This window comes from Sporolactobacillus inulinus, assembly GCF_006539285.1.
Taxonomy (GTDB): Bacteria; Bacillota; Bacilli; order Bacillales; family Sporolactobacillaceae; genus Sporolactobacillus; species Sporolactobacillus inulinus.
The window spans coordinates 62000-81797 of the sequence record NZ_BJMS01000014.1; the positions used below are offsets into that span (position 1 = coordinate 62000).

Consider the following 19798-nt stretch of genomic DNA (forward strand, 5'->3'; position numbering starts at 1 on the left):
TTAAATGGACTGACCGAAACGCTGCTTGATTCGCTTATTGATTACCCCCACAATCAGCGAAGCCGGATAACTCAGCACTAGAAATATAATGCCGACATCAGTAAACGCTTCGACATATCGGAAGGAGGCTGAACCAATCATTTGAGCCGTTTGAACCATCTCGACAAGAGATATTGCTGACAGCAGCGGTGTTTCTTTAAACATCACAATGAAGTAGTTGCCAAGCATCGGGATGATCGGCGGAATCGCCTGCGGCATAATGATCTGCGTCCATATTTTCACTCTGGAAAAGTTCAAAGCAGAACCAGCTTCCCACTGTCCTTTCGGTATCGCGTCAATCCCTGTTCGGAATACCTCCGTTAAATAGGTACTGTAATGCAGTCCAAGGCCGAGCACACCCGCCAAAAATGGGGATAAGGACACGCCGAACGCCGGAAAGACAAAGAAGATAAAGTACAATTGAACCAGAAGCGGTGTGCTCTTAATGAATTCAACAAAAGCATTGACGGCAATACGCAAAGGTGTAAAAGGCGAACGTTTGCAAAGCGTCCATAATAACCCGAGCAATGCCGCAATCACAAAACCGACAATCGTCGCTTCAATCGTCACAATCATCGCCTGCAACAGTTGCGGTAAAATCGAAATTGCAAAATCCCAGCTCCACATCGCTTATCCCCTCCCCACGGACAATTTTTTCTCAAGCCAGCGAAATGCCAACGTAATCGGATAGGCAACAATAAAATAAAGAATGAGCAGTATGGTGAATATTTTTACGGTCTCCATTGTAGCCGAGCGAAGGGCCATCGCCTGAAAAGTAAGATCGGATAAAGTAACCAGTGAAACAAGCGACGTCCCTTTTAATAGTTCAATGGTCAAATTGCTGAATGTCGGTAGCATGATCACAAACGCTTGAGGCAGAATAACCGAACGCATCCGTCGAAACGGCGACATGTTAAGGGCGACAGACGCTTCAAACTGCCCTTTCGGAACTGCTTGAATTGAGGTCTTCACCACGACCGCACCGTATGCGCCATAGTTAAGCCCAAGGCCAAGCACGCCGACCAGCATCGCAGGCAGCTGAATCCCTAGAATCGGCAAACTGAAATAAAGCCAGAACAGTTGCACAAGCAGTGACGTACCGCGAAAAATTTCAATATAAAGATGTGAGGCGATCTTAGCTATTTTCCATTTACTGAGACTCAAAAAGCCGAAAATAAAGGATAATCCCAAGGCTAGAATAACCGAATAACCCAGAACCTGCAGCGTCACGGCGAGTCCTTTGAGCAGACTATTGAAGATAGCGATGTTTGAGACCACATGTTTCACTCCTTGCTTTAAATGAATTAACTGAGCTGAATGTCTTCGCAAGGATGAGCAATGCACCTATCTTCCTATAAGTTCATCACCAAGATGATCGAACCGTCGCTATGAATATCGCTCATCCTCAAACCATATAACATGCGCGTCAACCCGAGTCCTTCTTTTCAAAGATTAATAAATACGACAGAAAGAGAGAAATGATCTCTCTCTTTCCAGCGATGATTCGACGATCATACATCCTTACTTTCATCATGACGACCGCTATTAATGGTTAAGTACATCTTCTAACGTCGTATCACCCGGCAGCTCATCTTCGGTAAATCCATATTTTTTCAAGATTTTGAGCAATTCGCCGCTTTGTTTCATTTTTTCCAACTCTTTGTTAAATGCTTCTTTGAAATCATCATCGCCTTTACGGAATACACTGGCACCATAGCTTCGCACACTCTTACCGTCAATCATAGGCTGCTTGAAATCTTCGACTTTCTCAACCTTGTTGGACTTTGAAGCATCAAGCACTGCTTTGAGTGACGGTCCGGTCATGGTTATCACATCGACACGTCCGGATTCAAGTGCAGACAGGGCACTTGGATTATCATTGAAAATTTTGATTTGACGTGTACTTACACCTGAAGCAGTCAAATAGTTTTGTTCTGCCGCGCCGCCCATAACACCGATCATTGCGCTTTTATTTTTCTTAATATCCTCATAACTTTTGATGTTCTTCGGATTGCCTTTTTTGACCGCAATGGCTTCGGCAATGCTGTAGTCCGGATTAGCAAAATCAACTTCTTTGGCCCGTTCAGGCGTGACGTACATTCCGGCTGTAATCATATCAAAGCGCTTCGCTTTAAGTCCCGGAATTAATGAGCCAAATTGAGTCAGTACCCCATCCACTTCTTTAATCCCGAGTCGTTTTAAGATCGTCTTAGCCACTTCCACAGCTTCGCCTTTTAATTTTCCATCGGTCGTTGCGTAGGCATACGGTTTTTCATTAGCAAATCCCACCGTAATCCGACCCGCTTTTTTTGCCTTCTCAAATGTTGTTTCCCCTTTTGCACCGGACGAATTCTTATCTGCGTTTCCGCATCCAACAAGCGCAATGACCAGCAGTACACCGAGCATCATAAGAATTAATTTTTTCATAGGAACACACTCCTTTAAATTGGAATAGAGGTAATATCAAAAATAATCTGACTTTTATACGTGAACAGAACTACATCGCACCCATGGCTCAGCAAGTCATCTGCTTTTTATCAGGTATTTGTTCCGGATGATGCAAGCACTCAAGAATCGTACCGGCAAATACAGTCACACCAATCAGCAGGCTTTGCTCATCAAGATCAAAGATCGGCGCGTGCAAATCTCGTTTCACCCCATCTTCTGTGGCACACCCTAGGAAAAACATTGTTGAGGGAACCCGAGCAGCCATATGGGCAAAATCTTCGCCGCCCAGGCCAAACGTATCCGGCCGTATGCACACTTCAGGAAGCAGTCTGCCAATCGCTCGCTTCATGATTGGCGTCAGCGACTGATGATTATACACCGAAGGCTCTCCGTGATTGATCAATAGCTGATAATCGCCGCCGAGGGACTTCACGATGGAAAGCACCGATTCAAACTGCTGGACAAGTTGCGCGCGCACTTCCGGCGAGTAACTGCGGAAGGTTCCTTGAAGCCGCGCTTCTGATGGAATGACATTATTCGTTTTCCCGTCGCCAGCAGTTACGTGGCAAACGCTGACAACCGCCGGCTCAAGCGGCGACGTTTTTCTCGATACAATACCTTGAAGCGCCTGCAGAACAGCGCCGAGCATCCAGATCGGATCATTGCTGAGATGCGGATAAGCGCCGTGTCCACCCTTTCCTTTAATAATGGCTGTAAACTCATCAACATTGGCCGTACAGTAGCCGTCAGGAACAAGAACCACGCCGAGCGGATACTCCGGCATCACATGAAGTGCGAACAAAGCGTCGAGCGAATCCAGAACTCCGGATGCTGCTAAATAATGTCCACCGGTCTTTCCAGAACGATCGGTCGTCTCTTCAGCGGGCTGGAAGAGAAAACGTACCGTGCCGAGCAGTTCGCCGCGCTGCCATCGTTCACTCATTAAATGAGCGACTGAAAGCGCAATAGCCATATGCGCGTCGTGCCCGCATGCATGCATTACACCTTCATTTTGCGAGCGGTACAAGCATTGATTCGCCTCATTGATCGGCAGTGCATCCATATCGGCACGGATACCGATGGTCGGTCCATCGCCGCCATGGATTGTCGCAATGACCGCTGTTTCCAAACCAACACCCGTTTTTACACGCATCCCCGGCATTTGAGATAATTCTGCTTCGAGATACGCGGCGGTGTTTTCTTCATGAAAGCTCAATTCCGGATGCTGATGCAACTGTCTTCGATGCACGATGGTCTTTTGAAAATAGGCCTTTGCATGTTCCGTGATCCATTGATCGTTCATGCAATCACTCCTTAATGTGTCGTGGATTGACAGTGTTCCAGTTTCTCAAATGCTTGTGTGAGGTCATCAATGAGATCCTCCGTATCTTCAATTCCTACAGAAATACGAATCAGGCCATCCGGAATCCCCATTGCCTTGCGTTCCTCAGCGCTGCATTCAACATGACTCGTGGTTCGTGCAGGCCCATAGGTCGTCTCGACCGCACCAAGATTTGCAGCACGGTTAGCAAATTTCAGAGCAGGAAGCAGCGTCTTCACAGCTTCCATACCGTCTTTCAATGAAAAGCTGAGCATTGCGCCATACCCTTCCATTTGTTTCGTAGCAATGTCGTGATGCACATGCGATTCAAGTCCAGGATAATAAACATGATCAACTGCCGGCTGAGTCTTCAAGTACTTGGCAAGCGCCATTGCACTCTTTGTTTGCTGCAGCACACGCAATTTTAAGTTCTTCATCCCGCGAAGTAATAAATAGGCCGACCACGGATCAAGTGAAGCCCCATTAATTTCTCGATAGTGATAGATTTGACGCACCAGCGTTTTTGCACCGCAGACAATTCCGCCCAGTGCATCGGCATGGCCGCCAAGGAATTTCGTCGCACTATGCAAAACCAAATCTGCTCCAAGATCAAGTGGATGCTGGAGAATCGGTGTCGCAAAAGTATTGTCAACGACAACCAGTGCCCCTGTCTGATGCCCAGCCTTTGCCATTCTTTCAATATCAGTAATTTTCACAGTTGGATTCGTCGGCGTCTCAAGGTAGAGGATCGTGCATCCTTTCGCCACTTCGGCCTCGATCGATTCATGATCGCCCGTCGCGCACAGCGCAACGTCCACACCAATTTTAGGAAGAAATTCTGTGAAAATTTTATTGGTGCCGCCATAAGTATCTTTGATGGAAACCACTCGATCACCCGGCTTCAAAAAGGTGTAGAGGGTATTGCTGATTGCCGCCATTCCGGTCGTAAAGCTGGTTGCGTCCTCCGCCCCTTCAAGTGCTTTCACCTTATCTTCAAAAGCTTGGACTGTGGGGTTGGTATTGCGGCCGTAGATATGTCCCGGCTTATTGCCGATCGCCACGTCGTACCACTCGTCCATATCATCGTAATTATACGCAACACTGACGATCACCGGCACTTGGGTCGCATGATGAACGAGCACCTCCTTTTCGCCGGCCCAAACGGTCTTCGTGCCCACTCCCGTTTTTTTCTCATTCACTGAAATCGCTCCTTTTTTTATCCGTTCGCGTCATCCAATCTGTCTCCATTTAAACGGTCTTCATTTTCATTAGCCGCTCAAAGGCATAACGCGCAATCGCCGTATCCTGCACACCCGTTCCAGTTAAATCACAGAGGGTAATTTGCCGATCGTTTTCACGTCCCGGCACCGTCTTGGCAGTTAGCGCGCCGAGTTCAAACATACGTGCATCCTCATGTTGCAAAACCCCGTAATCTGCCGCATGATGCACTTCTCCGTATTTCAAGCACTGCGCTTTCACATCGCAGACGATAAGATCTGCCTTGCGGAACACTTCTGCGTCAAGTTCCTGCTTCAACTCAGTGTCCGCGCCCATCGCCGTAATATGCAGCCCCTCGTGCAGCCATTCTTGCTGAACGATTGGCTCTCGTGAAGGAGTTGTTGTCACCACCACATCGGATTGCCTGACCACTTCCTCCGCAGCAGCTGTTTCACAAACAATACCAAGTTTTTCGCTCATTTCGCCGATGTACGCATCGACCGCTTCCGCTCTGCGCCCATATACGAGCAGCCGCTTAAATGGACGCATCATGTGCAGCGCCTCCATTTGCAGCCGCGCCTGCAAGCCGGTACCAATAACACCGGCAGTTTCAACATGCGCCTTAGCTAAATACTTTGCTGCTATCGCACCAGCGCACGCGGTTCGAATATCGGTCAAATATCCGTTATCCATCAACACTGCCTCAGGAACTCCAGTCACTGAGCGAAGCAGAATCATCATTCCGCTCAAACTGGGTAATCCAAGTGCCTTATTCTCAAAGAAACCGGATGACACTTTTATTGCAAAGGTGTCCAGACCTTTAATATAGGCGGTCTTGACATCAACCTCGCCATGATGTTCCGGTATATCGATACGCATCATTGGTGGAAGAACGACCTGTCCATGACCAAGCTGGGTAAATCCTTCCTCCACTTGTTCAATCGCTGAGTGATTCAGGGAAACACAACCGCGAATCTCGTCCTCATTAAATAAGAACACTGCGACCGCTCCTTTATGGTTTTATAAATAGTTTCCGTGGGAAATCGGCAAATGGCTCGCAGCCATTTTCAGTAATACGAATTGCTTCAGTACATTCGAAACCAACATTATCCATCCACATGCCGGGCATGAGATGAAACGTCATATTTGGTTTGAGTACGGTTTGATCCCCTGGTCGAAAGCTTGCTGTATGTTCGCCCCAATCCGGTGGATAGTTTAAGCCGACCGAGTATCCGGCTCGAGATTCTTTCTCGAACCCATATTTTTGGATGACCTTGCGCCAAACCTGTTCCACTTCTTCACCGGTCATCCCCGGCTTGATTGCTGCAAGCGTTGTGTTAATGCCTTCGATACAGGCACTGGACAGATCAATCATCTTTTGTGAAGGCTGACCAAGATATACGGTGCGCGCCATTGGCGAATGATAATGCTTATAGGCACCGGCAATTTCAATAAGAACCGGTGTATTCGTTTCATAGCGTTCATCCGTCCAGGTCAGATGCGGTGTAGACGTGTGTTCCCCAGACGGAAGCAAGGGAACGATCGCCGTATAGTCGCCGCCATATTCCTCCGTACCAACAATCTGCTGATGGACAATGGCCGCCGCAACATCACATTGACGTGCTCCGACCGTAACCTGTTCAATCCCTTTTTGCATTGCTTTCTCTACAATCTTTGCTGCTTTTTTCATAAAAGAAATTTCTGCATCCGACTTAATGATACGTACATAATTGACAAGATTTGTTGCGTCCTTAAAGGCTGCGTCAGGCAGTCCTTCTTTTAATTTGACATAGCTCTGCGCCGAGAAATAGTAGGCATCCATCTCCAAACCGATCGTACGCTTGGATTGACCGATCTCTTTCAGAATGCTGCAGACAAAATCCATTGGATGCCTTTCGGTAGTCTGAATATGATCTTCCGGATACGGAATCACATGATTTTCATCGAGCCACGTGGTTGCTTTGGCACCGTTCGCATCTTGCGCGCGTCCGATCCAGAACGGCTGATCTTCATCAATCAACAGGACTAACAATTGCGGTACATAGAATGACCAACCATCATAACCTGACAAATAGTTCATATTTGCCGGATTACTGACCAAAAGAACATCGATTTTCTTCTCTTGCATGCTCTGTTTCGTTTTCTTCAATCGTTCGTTAAATTCGCTTAGCTCAAAGGATAACATGGTTCTCCCTTCCATTCGTGTGAGATTTTTTAACGCTGAGCGTTTGATTTGATACCATCATCTTATCGGACTTGTTATTTTCCGACTATTATTAATAGTGTAAGAATATTCACATCCGTTTTCTGTCACTTTATACGATGGACAGCGTGCAAACACTTCTATAAAATAGAAACATTAAAATAATTCAAATTATCAATGTCAGATTAACTGACAAGTCAGTGAAACACTTTATTTTGAGGAGACGCGATCATGAACGATGAAATGCAAGCCATTGTTAAACCGAAAATCACAGTCCACGATATTTGGAAAGCGCGAAAAACGATTACCCCCTACGTTCACAAAACACCGCTTGTTTATGCTCCTTCGCTGTCACAAAAGTCCGGCGCAAAGATCTATTTAAAATATGAACATCTGCATCCAAGCGGCGCTTTTAAATTAAGAGGCGCAATCAATGCTCTATGTCATTTATCCGAAAAGCAAAAAGCCCAAGGCGTTACAACATTTTCTACTGGAAACCACGGCATTGCTGTTGCGATGGCTGCGCAGCAGCTTGGTATGAAAGCGACGATATGTGTCTCTAACCATGTACCCAAATCCAAATCGGACTTCATCCAATCGCTCGGAGCGGAACTGAAGCTTACCGGTGCGTCTCAAGATGACGCAGAAGCAGCATGTTATCAGTTGGAGCGTGACAAAGGGATGACCATCATTCCGCCGTTTGATCATCCTGAGATCATTGCCGGTCAAGGAACGATCGGTCTTGAAATTCTCGAAGATCTCCCAGAGGTGAACTGCGTGATTGCCGGACTTTCCGGCGGTGGCCTGCTGTCAGGAATCAGTCTTGTCATGAAGCAGACGAGCCCCAACATTCGAACGATTGGTTTATCCATGGAAAAGGGCGCTGCAATGTATGAAAGCCTGCATGCAGACCACCCGGTTACGGTTAATGAATCGCCAACACTCGCAGATAGTCTTCTCGGCGGAATTGGTCAGGAAAATCATTATACGTTCCCGATCATTCAAAAAAACTTGGATGAAGCGCTTCTCATTCCCGAAGCGACCATCGCTAGGGGTATGGCGCATTTGTTTGCCCACCAGCACATCATCGTCGAGGGCGCCGCCGCGATCTCAACCGGCACTGTCTTGGATCATTATGTAACGTTCAATCCAGGCGACCATGTTGTGCTCATCATTAGCGGCTGCAATGTTGACTTGAACGCCCATGCATCTGCCGTTCGTCCCTATCTCGATCACGTTTGAATCGAAGCGATTCACTGAATGAAAGGAGACAAACTTATGTACTATTCAATTGATCAAGTCCTTGCCCAGCCCTTAATGGGAAAAGCTAAAGTCTTGTCAGGCATGCGTTTGCTAAAACAATGTCCCGTCGAATCCGTGTCAGTGATTGAGCAGCCCGTCGAAAAATTTGTCAAAAAAAATGAGTTGGTCCTGACCACAGGGATTGGTTTTGATCGCGCTCCGGAAACATTCCAAAGCTTTGTCCAAGAAATTTATGCATCGCATGCATCAGCACTCGCCGTTGCAACGGGACGCCATATTAAAAAAATCCCTCATCACGTGATTGACTTTGCGCAAAACAAGGGCTTTCCATTAATTCAGCTTCCCTGGGAGATTCGTTTCTCCGATGTCATCAAAAATGTTTTAAGCGGCATTAACCATCGGGAAGAGTTTATGATGCACCAGTATAAAAAGTTGCAGCGGGAAATGATCAACGCCTATCTCGAGGGAAAATCAATCCATGAAGCACTTCTTGTCATGGAGCACTTCTCTCAAGCACACATCTATATCTTGCAGCGAAGAAACGAGATAATTCTCTCCGCCGCGCCTGAACGGCATCCCCACCATCCAAGTCTTCATATCAATCAATTAATCTTGGACAAACCATCCGTCATGAAAACGGCTTGGGGATCGCGCGCACAAATTTATCCCTTTGAAATTCTTAACCAAAGCAAAGCCGCATTGGTGATCGACTCGGATTCATCTCAACTACCCATCATTCCGCCTTCCATTCTGGAACAAGCAATCATTGCTCTGCAATTATGGTTTAAAAAGCAGCAATTGGCGATCCAGCAAAGCAATACAGAAAAAGAACGATTGGTTGCGACAATAATCAGTAAAGACTGGAAAGATTGGCCATCTTTTGTCGCTCGTGCTGAACGGCAAAAATTCGGTCCTGCAGAAAATTACTGTTGCATCGTTGGCAAACCCGAGCAGGGTGGCCACAAACAATCGGCACACGACACGAATGATTTGACCGAACTTGCCACAAAAACGGCACAGGCGATGAGTGAATCTAGCCTGTGCGCTTTTCACTCAAAGTATCTCGTCATTTTTTTATGCACATCGGGCGATAGCCAAGAAATAACCGAAGGCTTTCTTGAACGGTTTGAAGAAAAAAGAAACGGTTATCATTTCCCAATCTTTTCTTGGGGAATCAGTGATCGCCCGGCCAATATTAAAGAACTGGCAACAAGTTATAAAAATGCATGCATCGCACTTGAAACCGGACGAAGCCGGCACGGAATTGGCACACGAAGCACTTTTACCGATACATGTGAATTTCAAATTCTTTCACATCTGTCCAAGAATCGTGCAGCTAAGGACATCGTTCAGAAGATCATCGGTCCACTCGTCGCTTATAATTCAGAGCGCGGATTAGATTTGATGCATACGCTGACCTACTATATTCATCACAATGGCAACGTCAGTCAAACCGCTCGCGCACTGTCGCTGCAACGCCAATCACTCATCTATCGACTGCAAAAGATTGAAGGATTAACCGGAAAATCACTCTCTAAATCGGACGACCTGTTTCTGCTGCAATTGTGCGTGAAATTATGGACCATGACGGTTTGATTGACGGCCATAAAAAAATCGTTAAAGGGAGCCCATGCTTCCCCTTAACGATTTTTTATTGTTTGCTTTAGTTTACACAAACATCAATTTTACTCAGTGCTTGATCTAAATCATGAATTAAGTCGTCGGCATCCTCAATACCAACCGACAGCCGAACCTGCCCGTCATAGATACTGACGCGGTGGCGTTCCTCCGGCGTCATGTCGAAGTGACTCATGGAAGGTGAATGCTGAATCAAAGAGTCGACGTTTCCAAGGCTCGTCGCTAAGCTGAATACCTTTGTCGCATTCATCACTTTGCGCACCGCATCAATCCCGCCCTTGATATCGGCACTCATCATGCCGCCGAATCCGCGCATTTGTTTTTTCGCCGTTTCATGGCTCGGATGAGACGGGAGTCCCGGATAGTAGACATGATCAATCATCGGATGTCCCTCCAGGAAGTTTGCAACCTTCATTGCATTCTCGCAATGACGCTCCATGCGCACCCCCAGCGTCTTCATGCCTTGCATGATCTGCCATGCAGCAAACGGATCGAGCACCGCACCAAAGCATTGCAAATAAGGCATCCGTGCTTGATCAATCAACGCCTTACTTCCCGCAATAACGCCGGCTGTGACCGTTCCATGCCCACACAAATATTTCGTCGCACTGTGCACAACCAGGTCAGCACCCAAATCAAGCGGGTTCTGGAGATACGGGGAAGCAAATGTACTGTCAACAATTAATCGAATGCCTTCATGCTGATGGACAAGATCGGCAATTGCTTGGATGTCACTGATCTTCAGCGTTGGATTAGCCGGCGTCTCAACATAAATCAGCTTTGTGTTCGGTCGAATCGCCGCTGCAATTGCATCTGGGTCGGTTGTATCAACAATCGTATAATCGACATGAAAATCAGGAAGTACTTTTGTAAACAAAGCAAACGTACACCCATAGATCACATCACCAAAAATGATATGATCGCCGCCCTTAATCACCGACATAACTGCCGTCGAAATCGCACCAAGCCCCGAAGCCAAGCCTAGTGCGGCCTCCGCATGTTCGAGATAAGCAATTTTTCTTTCGAATTCATCCACCGTTGGATTACCGAAACGACTATACACAAAACCCTGATCAATATTCTGGTTCAAGTGCACTGCCTCATCAAAGTCATGCAGCACAAATGTTGACGTTTGGTACAACGGACTGACATGCGAACCAAAGGCAACATCCCGACGCTGCTCCGCATGAAGAACATCTGTATTCAATTCCATATACCGGCACTCCTTAGTTCGAAGCGAACGTAACTCCGCCTCTTCTATTATTTAACGAGCAAAAAATTCTAACGATTTAACGGTTCCATCATACCGAATTTTCTCATGTGTTGTTACCTGCAATATGTATGAAAATCTCCCGCGTAGACTCTTCACTTTGTATAGAACATTGAACAAGATAATTATAGATTTCAACTTAGTTTTCTAATTAATTGTGCTATAATTTATTTGTTTGAAAATTCATACGAATAAAAGGAGCGGTTGTGCATGGATCGGGATGTTATGAATCTATCGGTGGTCACATTTAATGCGGTCTGGGGAGATAAGGAGAAAAATTTGAATCGGATTAAAGGGTATATTGAGAGCGCCGCAAAACGCGGCAGCGACTTTATCGTCTTTCCTGAAATGTCCTTAACCGGTTACGATGACGAGGCGGAAAAATCGCTTGAAGAAAAAATGCAATTCAAACTTTCCGAAACGATTCCGGGCGAGGCAACCGATGAAATCGAAAAGTTGACCCAACAATATGGTGTTTATGTTGTTTTCGGAATGCCGGAAAAAGATGCAGCAAATCCTGCCAATCTCTATAATTCCTTAGCTATTTTCTCTCCTGAAGGTTTGGTCGGTGCTTACCGAAAAATGCACCTTCCTGCTCCAGAACCGAACTGGGCAAAACGTGGCGACAAACCGTTTATTCTTGACACGCCTTGGGGACCGGTTGGCTGCGCCATTTGCTATGACTCCTATTGTTTTCCCGAGTTGATGCGCTACTATGCGTCAAAAGGCTGCCGATTGTACATTAACAGTACAGCACTCGCGAAATGCCATGGCAAGGCTCTCGGTACATCGACCTTGGAGGCAGCCGTTATTCGTGAAGGCATCTACATTGCCTCAGCGAATTTAGGCGGAACCGATCTTTACAATGAATTCTGGGGCGGAAGCAGCATTATCGGACCGAGCCGAAAGACTTGGGAACCTTATTATTTCGCCGGACACAAATTCACCGATGAAATCGCCTGTGAATCGGAAATTTTCACTGCAACCATTGACCTGTCGCTTGCGAGCCGGTTCCTGTTCAAGGACAACCCGTCTGTCCAAGGAACCGATTGGCGCCCAGATAAATACATCGCCATGTATGAAGAATCCCTGCAAGATGCGAAGTTTGGAAAATAACTGAGAATAGGGAACGAGCGATGAAGGTTGAGTAAATGCGTTAATTACTCCAAAAGGTGTAACGTGGAGGTAAGAAGAAAGCAGAACAAAAAGTGCTAAGCGATCATGAATGACAAGAAGAGGGTGTCTCAAAAGTCAATTGACTTTTGAGACACCCTTAAAAAAAGTCTATTTTGGGAGGCGCGAAGATACGAGACTCCTGCGGCGCGTTCCCGTTGATCGCGAGCCGGAGGAAACCCCTCAGGCCTTACAGGATCAGCCGATGAGGATCCTAGATCGCCCGTGGTCGTGCTCTGTCGATGCGAACAATTGGAGCACAGTATAAATCCAACACCCTTTTGGGACGGCCTCTTCTTTGTTTTAGCGAGCGACACGATCACTCATCATGTTTGATAAAAAGTCGCGTGTGGATTCATAAGGTCCCCTTGTCCTATGCCTTTTTGATTATGTTTCCAAATTGTGAACACGAACGAATTAAATTGAAATAATTTACAAATAAATATTTCCATTAATTTTAATATTTAGTATTATTGAGACGAAGGGAGGTTAAGGCACCTCGTGCATTCTGATGCGGATGTACTTTTCCACGAACCATCTTGTTTGTCCACTACTTTTTAGGCCAATCCTAATCATCGGCAATTCACCGCTGCCGACCTCACAAACCTCAAAGTCGCGCCGCGCACCTTTTCAGATCGAGGGGCTCTAGTCTAGATCTGACACCCTCGAAGACACCACGTCAGTCACAACGAAACGGCACTCTTTTCTGTGAAAATTAATAAATCACGTGATTTGCCAATTAGATGAATAGAGCAGCCGTTCCGAGCACATCGACGGCCGCTCTATTTGTTTTTAATCGATTTAACCTCAATCACTTGACTTCCCCTCGTTCTATACCTTACTTGACTGATCGGAATTGCGGTATTAAAATGGAAACCATGTCACTCAGGGGGACACATCATGCGGTGCCCTTGAAGTCATGTTACAGAACGTTATAAGAAGATACTTAGAGGTGGATGATTTGGACATTTATTTCATTATCATTAATTTAGTTGTTTTTGCTCTATTGATTGGTTTCCTCATCTTCTTGAGGAGACGGCATGTTTCATTTTCACTACGCGTTTTTTCGGCACTGGGACTCGGTATTCTCTTCGGTATCGCTTTGAATCTCATATATGGATCGAAATCTTCGGTCACCGCTCAGTCGGTTGACTGGTTCAATATCGCCGGCAACGGTTATGTGACCTTACTGCAGATGGTGGTCATGCCGCTTGTTTTTATTTCAATTGTCGGTGCCTTTACCAAATTGAAGATTACGAAAAACATCGGTAAAATCAGTGCACTTGTGATTGGAACCTTGCTTGGTACGGTCTCCATTGCGGCTTTTATCGGGATCATTAGTGCGCTGGTGTTCGGTCTGGATGGACTCAGACTAACGTCGGGTGCTGCGGAGGCAGCTCGGAACGCAGCCCTGCAGTCGAGTGTACAGAATGTTCAGAACTTGAGCTTCCCGCAGCAGATCGTCTCTTTGTTGCCGGCTAATCCATTTGCCGATCTGACCGGGGCACGACCAACATCAACGATTGCCGTCGTTATCTTTGCGGCTTTTATCGGTATTGCTTATCTTGGCGTGAAGCGGAAACAGCCGGATAAGTCCGTGCTGTTCGCCAATCTGGTCGACACCTTGTATGCGGTGATCATCCGGATGGTACGATTAGTCCTGCGTTTAACTCCGTATGGCATTCTGGCTCTGATTGCTCGGTTTACGGCGACAAGTGATTATTCAGCGATTTATAAACTGGGCCAATTTGTTGTTGCTTCGTATGCCGCGCTGATCACCATGTTTGTGATCCATCTGATCATCATCAGCCTATTGAAACTCAATCCGGCAACCTATGTAAGAAAAGCACTACCGACACTGACGTTTGCCTTTACTTCTCGATCGAGCGCAGGGACGCTACCATTGAATGTGGAGACGCAGACGAGACAGTTTGGCATTTCGGACGGAATCGCCAACTTTGCCGGATCGTTCGGGCTTACGATCGGACAGAACGGCTGTGCGGGTATTTATCCGGCGATGCTGGCAATCATGGCTGCTCCATCTGCCGGTGTGAACCCATCGAGTCCGTCATTCATTCTGATGCTCATTCTCGTTGTGGCGATCAGTTCATTTGGCGTCGCCGGTGTTGGCGGTGGTGCTACTTTTGCATCACTGATCGTTCTATCCATTCTCAATTTTCCAGTAGCCATTGTCGGATTGCTCATCTCTGTTGAGCCGCTCATTGACATGGGGCGCACAGCACTCAATGTGAGTGATGCAATGGTGGCGGGTCTCTTGACTGGCCGGGCAACCGGTGAATTGAATAAAGACGTCTACGATCAGAGGAATCCCGAACCGCAAAATGCAGTGTAACAAAATCGGCGAGACGGACGTCTGACGATAGCAACCCCTCGTGAACAGCCCTGAATAAGGCTGGCTCACGAGGGGTTTTGTTATGCGCATATGCGTTACATTTTAGCGGGGGGGGGGTCGTAATCGAAAGCCATGAAGGGTTTGCCGCATAACCTGAATCGAAGGTATGATTATCTCCATTAGTGGTTACTTTTCGATTAGAATTGATCACAGCAGTTGCACGAACGAGAATAACGAAGTGATTATGATTGGTAACTGCAATCGTTTTGCTTAATAAGCGGAGGTTTTCCGATTAAATGCAGAATGGAGCTCGTCTCGGGGTATAATAAGCGGAAGTTTTCCGATTATGCAAAGCAAAATCCCCCATTTTCATGTTTATCGAGGCAATAGGCGGAATCCCTCCGTCTATTGACGCTCGTTTTTCTCCTTTTTACTGATTAAGCGAAATTTTTCCGTCAATTTTTCAGATTGGCGCTTAGCCAAAAAAGATGCCTTCCTTCGTGTGCCATTCGCTCACAACATTGTTTTACCTGGCATCGGGCATCTTTTTTCTATGGATTTTCATGGGAGGAAAAGAAAGCTTTCCCTTCTTGTTCACGTGAAAACCGCATGAGTACGCAATTAAGCTGGGAGAAAGTTATTTTAACCCTCGCGTCACCCAATACTGATGCGGTTTTTCGGACATCGCCATTTGCTCATGATGAGCGAACGGCATAATCAGGTAGATTTAAGTCCCCCGGCTCCCTTGTGTCTTTCAAAATGGGTAATCCAAGTCAAAATCATTCAAATCGTTCGTTGCTTTTTTAATCCCAAGCGCTTTTCCCCTCATTGCTTCACGATCGAAACCTTGTTTGAGTGTGCCGGGCGCATAGGTCTTTTGATTCATTTCTCGTTCACTTGCCTGACTGAAGCTACTCCGATCGAGTGGATGGTCAGGGGAAGCCACCGTACGCGGGAGCGGATAGCCGAGACTGTTCATGAGCGTGCGCAGCTTCATTTCATCGTTACGCCGAATAACAACGGTTGTTGGCGAGAAGGAGGTGACGATGAACTCATTTATTTTTTTATTGGTCAACAGATGTGCGGCTTCTTGCTCCCTCACTTGAAGAACCAGAACATCCCACAGTTTGGCCTTTCCGTAATGATCCAGCCAATCCCGGAGCGTTTGCAGTACATTATCTGGAACCGGATTTCTACTATAGGATTGGACAAAGTCCTCAATCTCTGGCAGCGTCCACCCCGCCTCTGCCGCCTGCTCAATCCGCGCTTTAGACCATTCATAGATCAAAACGGTATCGGAATTTTTCAACTCAGCAAAGGTTTCAACGCGCCATCGAATTACCGGCAGAATGTTTGCCGGAACCATAATTTCAAGATTAGGTTGGACATAGATTCCCTCAGTCATCAGGTCCACATCATGATCAACCGCCGTATCCGTCATTAAATTCACCCATGCCTTGCCCCAATCCGTCCAGCGCCAAGCAGCTCTCCCTTGCTCATCGATCCCTGTTTCGATTAATCCGAAAATGAGAAACGGATGGTAGAACAAAGAATTAAACATTCTCTCGTCGATATAAAAGTTCCATTGAGTGCACCACTCATGAACACGTTCATAAAGTGTTTCTTGCAGTACCCAATCTTGGCCTGAATAAGTAAGGAGTGCTAGACAAAGAGTCGTCGGTACTGGAGCAGTGTGGATTTGTGCGTAACGCTCGCGATAAAAGTCATAAAAACCGATGATCCACTGAAGGTAAGTCACTTGAGCAAAAAGCTCCAGCGATTGTTCCTTAATCCGAATCACGCGGTGTTCTAAGGGTATGGAGATCACGCCACAGTGACGTAAGTATCTTTTCCAGAATTGAATATTCGCGTAATCAGCGTCAAAGTACAGGTTCTTAAAAAGTTCAGCATTCAACCGGCACTGCTCATTCAGCTTTTTCATTTGCCGCTTGTATATATCGCCCTGCTGCGTGACTTCGATACGCCCATGCGCGATCGCAGACAGCAAATGAATCAAGTCATGGACTGCTGCCAACCCATAATTCTCCTTAGGCTTAATCGTCCCGACGATCGAGCGGTCCGGTTTCTTGATCAAAGGGGCAGCTTCACGATGAAGTAGAAAAACAAAGACTTCTTCAGGAACATAGATAACCGCATTCCAGCGTTCACGGCTCATCCAAATCATGCCCTTACCTGCCAGACTCTGCAAGGTTTGATGCAGATTACGTCTTTGATTTGTTACGCGGCCCACATCGTTAAGTTCTGCTCCAGTATCAAACGCGTGCGTAGCCATACATAGGAAGATCAGTAAGTCCATCTCCGACCGAGTAAGTCTTGCTAATTGACTCGGCAGTCCATCACGATAGCCAATCATCAGGGCATCAATCAGCTGTTCTTGATTCATTGACGCATACTGCCTTTTCTTTAATCCAAAAAAGCGTGCGACCTTTTGCAGTTCTTGCCTTCCTAATTTTTCGAGCAGCTCTTGAGCAAGCATCCCTTATTCCTCCAGCTTTCTTTTCTTTTGACGGTAGGCATCAAGTGAAGCGATCGATGCATTTACTTCTTTTGTTACCTGATCACTTTCTGCGGGCAATGCTTCAGTGATGCGATACGCATAACCTTGCTCAGTAAGAAATCGCTGACGATTCATTGCGAATTCTTGTTCCTTCGTATTTTTGGCAACGAGTGAATAGAAATAGGCCTGATTTTCTTGCTTTTTCGGCCGCAGGATCCGGCCAAGCCGCTGCGCCTCTTCCTGTCGCGAACCAAACTGTCCTGAAATTTGAATCGCCACATTGGCGTCTGGTAGATCAATCGCAAAGTTGGCCACTTTGGATACGATCAAGCAATGGATGGCACCGGTTCGGAACTTATGGTAGAGCTCGTCCCTATTTTTCATCGACGTCTGCCCAGTAATCATCGGCGCCTGAATCTGCTGCTGCAACTTTTTGAGCTGACTCAAGTACTGTCCAATGATTAACACTTGATCCTCGCAATGCTTCTGTAAAAGGCGTTTGACCACCGTATTTTTTCCATTGGCTTCAGCCGCCAGCCGCGCCTGAGTCCTTGCATTCGCAGCCGCATAATTGATTTGCTCCTGTTCCTCGAGCGCCACGCGGATTTCCCGGCAGTCCGCCGTCGCAATCCAGCCGCTCCGCTCCAATTCCTTCCAAGGAACATCATATTTTTTCGGGCCAATTAATGTAAAAACATCGCTCTCCAGCCCGTCTTCGCGAATTAATGTCGCCGTCAGACCAAGTCTGCGTCGCGCTTGAATATCTGCCGTCACCCGGAAAACCGGCGCCGGTAGCAGATGCACTTCATCATAGATGATTAAGCCCCAGTTCCGTTCATTAAAAAGATTCAGATGATCCTGCACGGCTTTTCCGCTGTTTCGGCTGACGATTTGATAGGTTGCGACGGTGATCGGTCGAATCACTTTCTGCGCACCGGAATACTCACCGATCTGATCCTCACGCACCGTCGTTTTATCAAGAATTTCCGCAATCCATTGCCGCGCAGCAGTGACGCTCGAGGTAAGAATCAGCGTCTCAGCCCCGATCTTTGCCGCTGCAGCAATCCCGATGACCGTCTTTCCTGCGCCGCACGGAAGGACAAGGACACCGCTGCCGCCGCGCGAGGAACCGCCGGCATAGAAACTGTCGACAGCCACCGTTTGATACGTGCGCAGAGCGAAAGGCTCGCCCGATAAACATGATTCTCGGAGTTGAAAAGGCAAAGGCGAACCTTCCGTATACCCCGCCAAGTCTTGAACCGGATAGCCAATCTTAATCAGGTCCTGCTTCAAACGTCCGCGGTTTGAAGCAGTAACCGCCACATGCACTTCATCGATCCACTCAGCAACATACGGCTTCATACTTTTAAAGCGGAATACTTTACGAAGAATCGACGGATCTTGACTGACAAGAATCAGTCGATCGCCCTCACGCGTGAGCGTCAGCAGACCAAAGCGGTCAAACTGATCACGGATTTCCTGAATAACATTTGGTGCAATATCAAATTTACTGTACTGTTCAAAAAGATCCAAAATCTGTTCAAGCGTTCGTCCCGATGCAGCCGCATTCCAGAGCGAAAGCGGCGTAATTCGATACGTGTGCACATGTTCCGGACTCTTCTCAAGCTCCGCAAAATCACTGAGCACATGACGAATCGTCGTAGCATCCGGATGATCCACTTCAAACAGAACCGACATATCCGATTGAATCATTAATGGGTTGTTCGGCTGATAAGCCATTGCAAGCACGCCCTTCAAAATCGTCTATGATTCTATTTTAAACGATTTGCATGGTGACGCGCTATACACAAATGATAGCAGAAGCACAACGCGCGAATCCGTCGCGAAGGATGATGAGGAATAAAGAGATACAAGTGGGTTGAAGGCACACAGCCAATAAAAAAATTGACCTGGCAATAGCAAAATTCACCGGTCAATTGACTTTATTTTACAGATCTATTCGGTTAAATGCCGCCCCCATTAGTGATCGTCATCGATCAACAGAAGCTGTTTAAGTTAAAAACCGCCTTAAAAGCGCCAAGGATTAAGGAACAGCTTCTCACATTGTTTTAATGTTGTGTCACCCCAACATAATTCTTCTCAATTTCATATGACCGTTTATTCAATGTTCCTTTCAACGAAAGACGCACTTGGAGCTGCGGTAATGCAGATGGATCAATGCGTTCAATGCGCAGTTGCGTTAAGCAATCGTAATCAAGGACCTTTGTAACAAATTCACTATAGAATGCCGGTACGAAGCCTAAAAGTGCCCCCTCAGTCGTTTTAATTTTTACCGCAAACAAATCATACTCATTGCTCGGATCTTTTTCAAAGGATAGTTGACATTTATCGGG

15 protein-coding genes are annotated in these 19798 nt (G+C 46.7%); 4 read left to right on the forward strand and 11 right to left on the reverse strand.

What is annotated here, in order from left to right:
• The 7 genes from ehuD to SIN01_RS03325 all read right to left on the reverse strand — a co-directional run bounded on the left by ehuD (nucleotide 1) and on the right by SIN01_RS03325 (nucleotide 7211).
• Nucleotides 1-666, reverse strand: a complete 666-nt coding sequence (gene ehuD, locus SIN01_RS03295) for an ectoine/hydroxyectoine ABC transporter permease subunit EhuD (protein ID WP_141305978.1) — start codon at nucleotides 664-666, stop codon at nucleotides 1-3.
• Between the two features lie 3 nt (nucleotides 667-669).
• Nucleotides 670-1317 (reverse strand): ectoine/hydroxyectoine ABC transporter permease subunit EhuC, encoded by a 648-nt coding sequence (gene ehuC / locus SIN01_RS03300; protein WP_244935249.1) that lies wholly within the window; start codon nucleotides 1315-1317, stop codon nucleotides 670-672.
• A 267-nt stretch (nucleotides 1318-1584) separates the two neighbouring features.
• Nucleotides 1585-2466, reverse strand: coding sequence for an ectoine/hydroxyectoine ABC transporter substrate-binding protein EhuB (gene ehuB, locus SIN01_RS03305; RefSeq protein ID WP_141305979.1), 882 nt, complete (start codon nucleotides 2464-2466; stop codon nucleotides 1585-1587).
• 88 nt (nucleotides 2467-2554) lie between these two features.
• The gene (locus tag SIN01_RS03310) at nucleotides 2555-3790 is read right to left on the reverse strand and encodes a M20 metallopeptidase family protein (protein WP_141305980.1); all 1236 of its coding nucleotides are present in this window, start codon (nucleotides 3788-3790) and stop codon (nucleotides 2555-2557) included.
• Nucleotides 3791-3801: 11 nt separating this feature from the next.
• The gene (locus SIN01_RS03315) at nucleotides 3802-5007 is read right to left on the reverse strand and encodes a cystathionine gamma-synthase family protein (protein ID WP_373864392.1); all 1206 of its coding nucleotides are present in this window, start codon (nucleotides 5005-5007) and stop codon (nucleotides 3802-3804) included.
• 49 nt (nucleotides 5008-5056) lie between these two features.
• Nucleotides 5057-6025, reverse strand: coding sequence for a cyclodeaminase (locus tag SIN01_RS03320; protein ID WP_141305982.1), 969 nt, complete (start codon nucleotides 6023-6025; stop codon nucleotides 5057-5059).
• Between the two features lie 13 nt (nucleotides 6026-6038).
• Nucleotides 6039-7211: a M24 family metallopeptidase gene (locus tag SIN01_RS03325; RefSeq protein WP_141305983.1), complete on the reverse strand. Its 1173-nt coding sequence runs from the start codon at nucleotides 7209-7211 to the stop codon at nucleotides 6039-6041.
• Between the two features lie 249 nt (nucleotides 7212-7460).
• Between SIN01_RS03325 and eutB the strand changes: the two genes are divergently transcribed.
• Together eutB and SIN01_RS03335 are read left to right on the forward strand one after the other, a co-directional pair.
• Complete coding sequence (gene eutB, locus SIN01_RS03330; protein ID WP_141305984.1) at nucleotides 7461-8471, forward strand: hydroxyectoine utilization dehydratase EutB; 1011 nt, start codon at nucleotides 7461-7463, stop codon at nucleotides 8469-8471.
• 36 nt (nucleotides 8472-8507) lie between these two features.
• Complete coding sequence (locus tag SIN01_RS03335) at nucleotides 8508-10088, forward strand: PucR family transcriptional regulator (protein ID WP_170214991.1); 1581 nt, start codon at nucleotides 8508-8510, stop codon at nucleotides 10086-10088.
• 67 nt (nucleotides 10089-10155) lie between these two features.
• On the opposite strand, the gene SIN01_RS03340 is transcribed toward SIN01_RS03335, so the two are convergent.
• On the reverse strand, nucleotides 10156-11343 hold the full coding sequence (locus SIN01_RS03340; protein ID WP_141305986.1) for a trans-sulfuration enzyme family protein: 1188 nt from the start codon (nucleotides 11341-11343) through the stop codon (nucleotides 10156-10158).
• 267 nt (nucleotides 11344-11610) lie between these two features.
• Here SIN01_RS03340 and SIN01_RS03345 point away from each other — a divergent pair, with 267 nt between their 5' ends.
• Nucleotides 11611-12516: a carbon-nitrogen hydrolase family protein gene (locus SIN01_RS03345; RefSeq protein ID WP_141305987.1), complete on the forward strand. Its 906-nt coding sequence runs from the start codon at nucleotides 11611-11613 to the stop codon at nucleotides 12514-12516.
• 1018 nt (nucleotides 12517-13534) lie between these two features.
• The gene (locus SIN01_RS03350) at nucleotides 13535-14926 is read left to right on the forward strand and encodes an L-cystine transporter (protein ID WP_141305993.1); all 1392 of its coding nucleotides are present in this window, start codon (nucleotides 13535-13537) and stop codon (nucleotides 14924-14926) included.
• A gap of 754 nt (nucleotides 14927-15680) precedes the next feature.
• Here the strand turns inward: SIN01_RS03350 and SIN01_RS03355 are convergent.
• The 3 genes from SIN01_RS03355 to SIN01_RS03365 form a co-directional block, all read right to left on the reverse strand.
• Entirely contained in the window at nucleotides 15681-17423 is a 1743-nt protein-coding gene (locus SIN01_RS03355; protein WP_141305988.1) for a helicase-associated domain-containing protein, read from the reverse strand.
• Between the two features lie 3 nt (nucleotides 17424-17426).
• Entirely contained in the window at nucleotides 17427-19184 is a 1758-nt protein-coding gene (locus tag SIN01_RS03360) for a DNA repair helicase XPB (protein WP_170214993.1), read from the reverse strand.
• Nucleotides 19185-19513: 329 nt separating this feature from the next.
• A partial coding sequence (locus tag SIN01_RS03365) for an HIRAN domain-containing protein (RefSeq protein WP_218027773.1) occupies nucleotides 19514-19798 on the reverse strand: 285 nt, incomplete at its 5' end.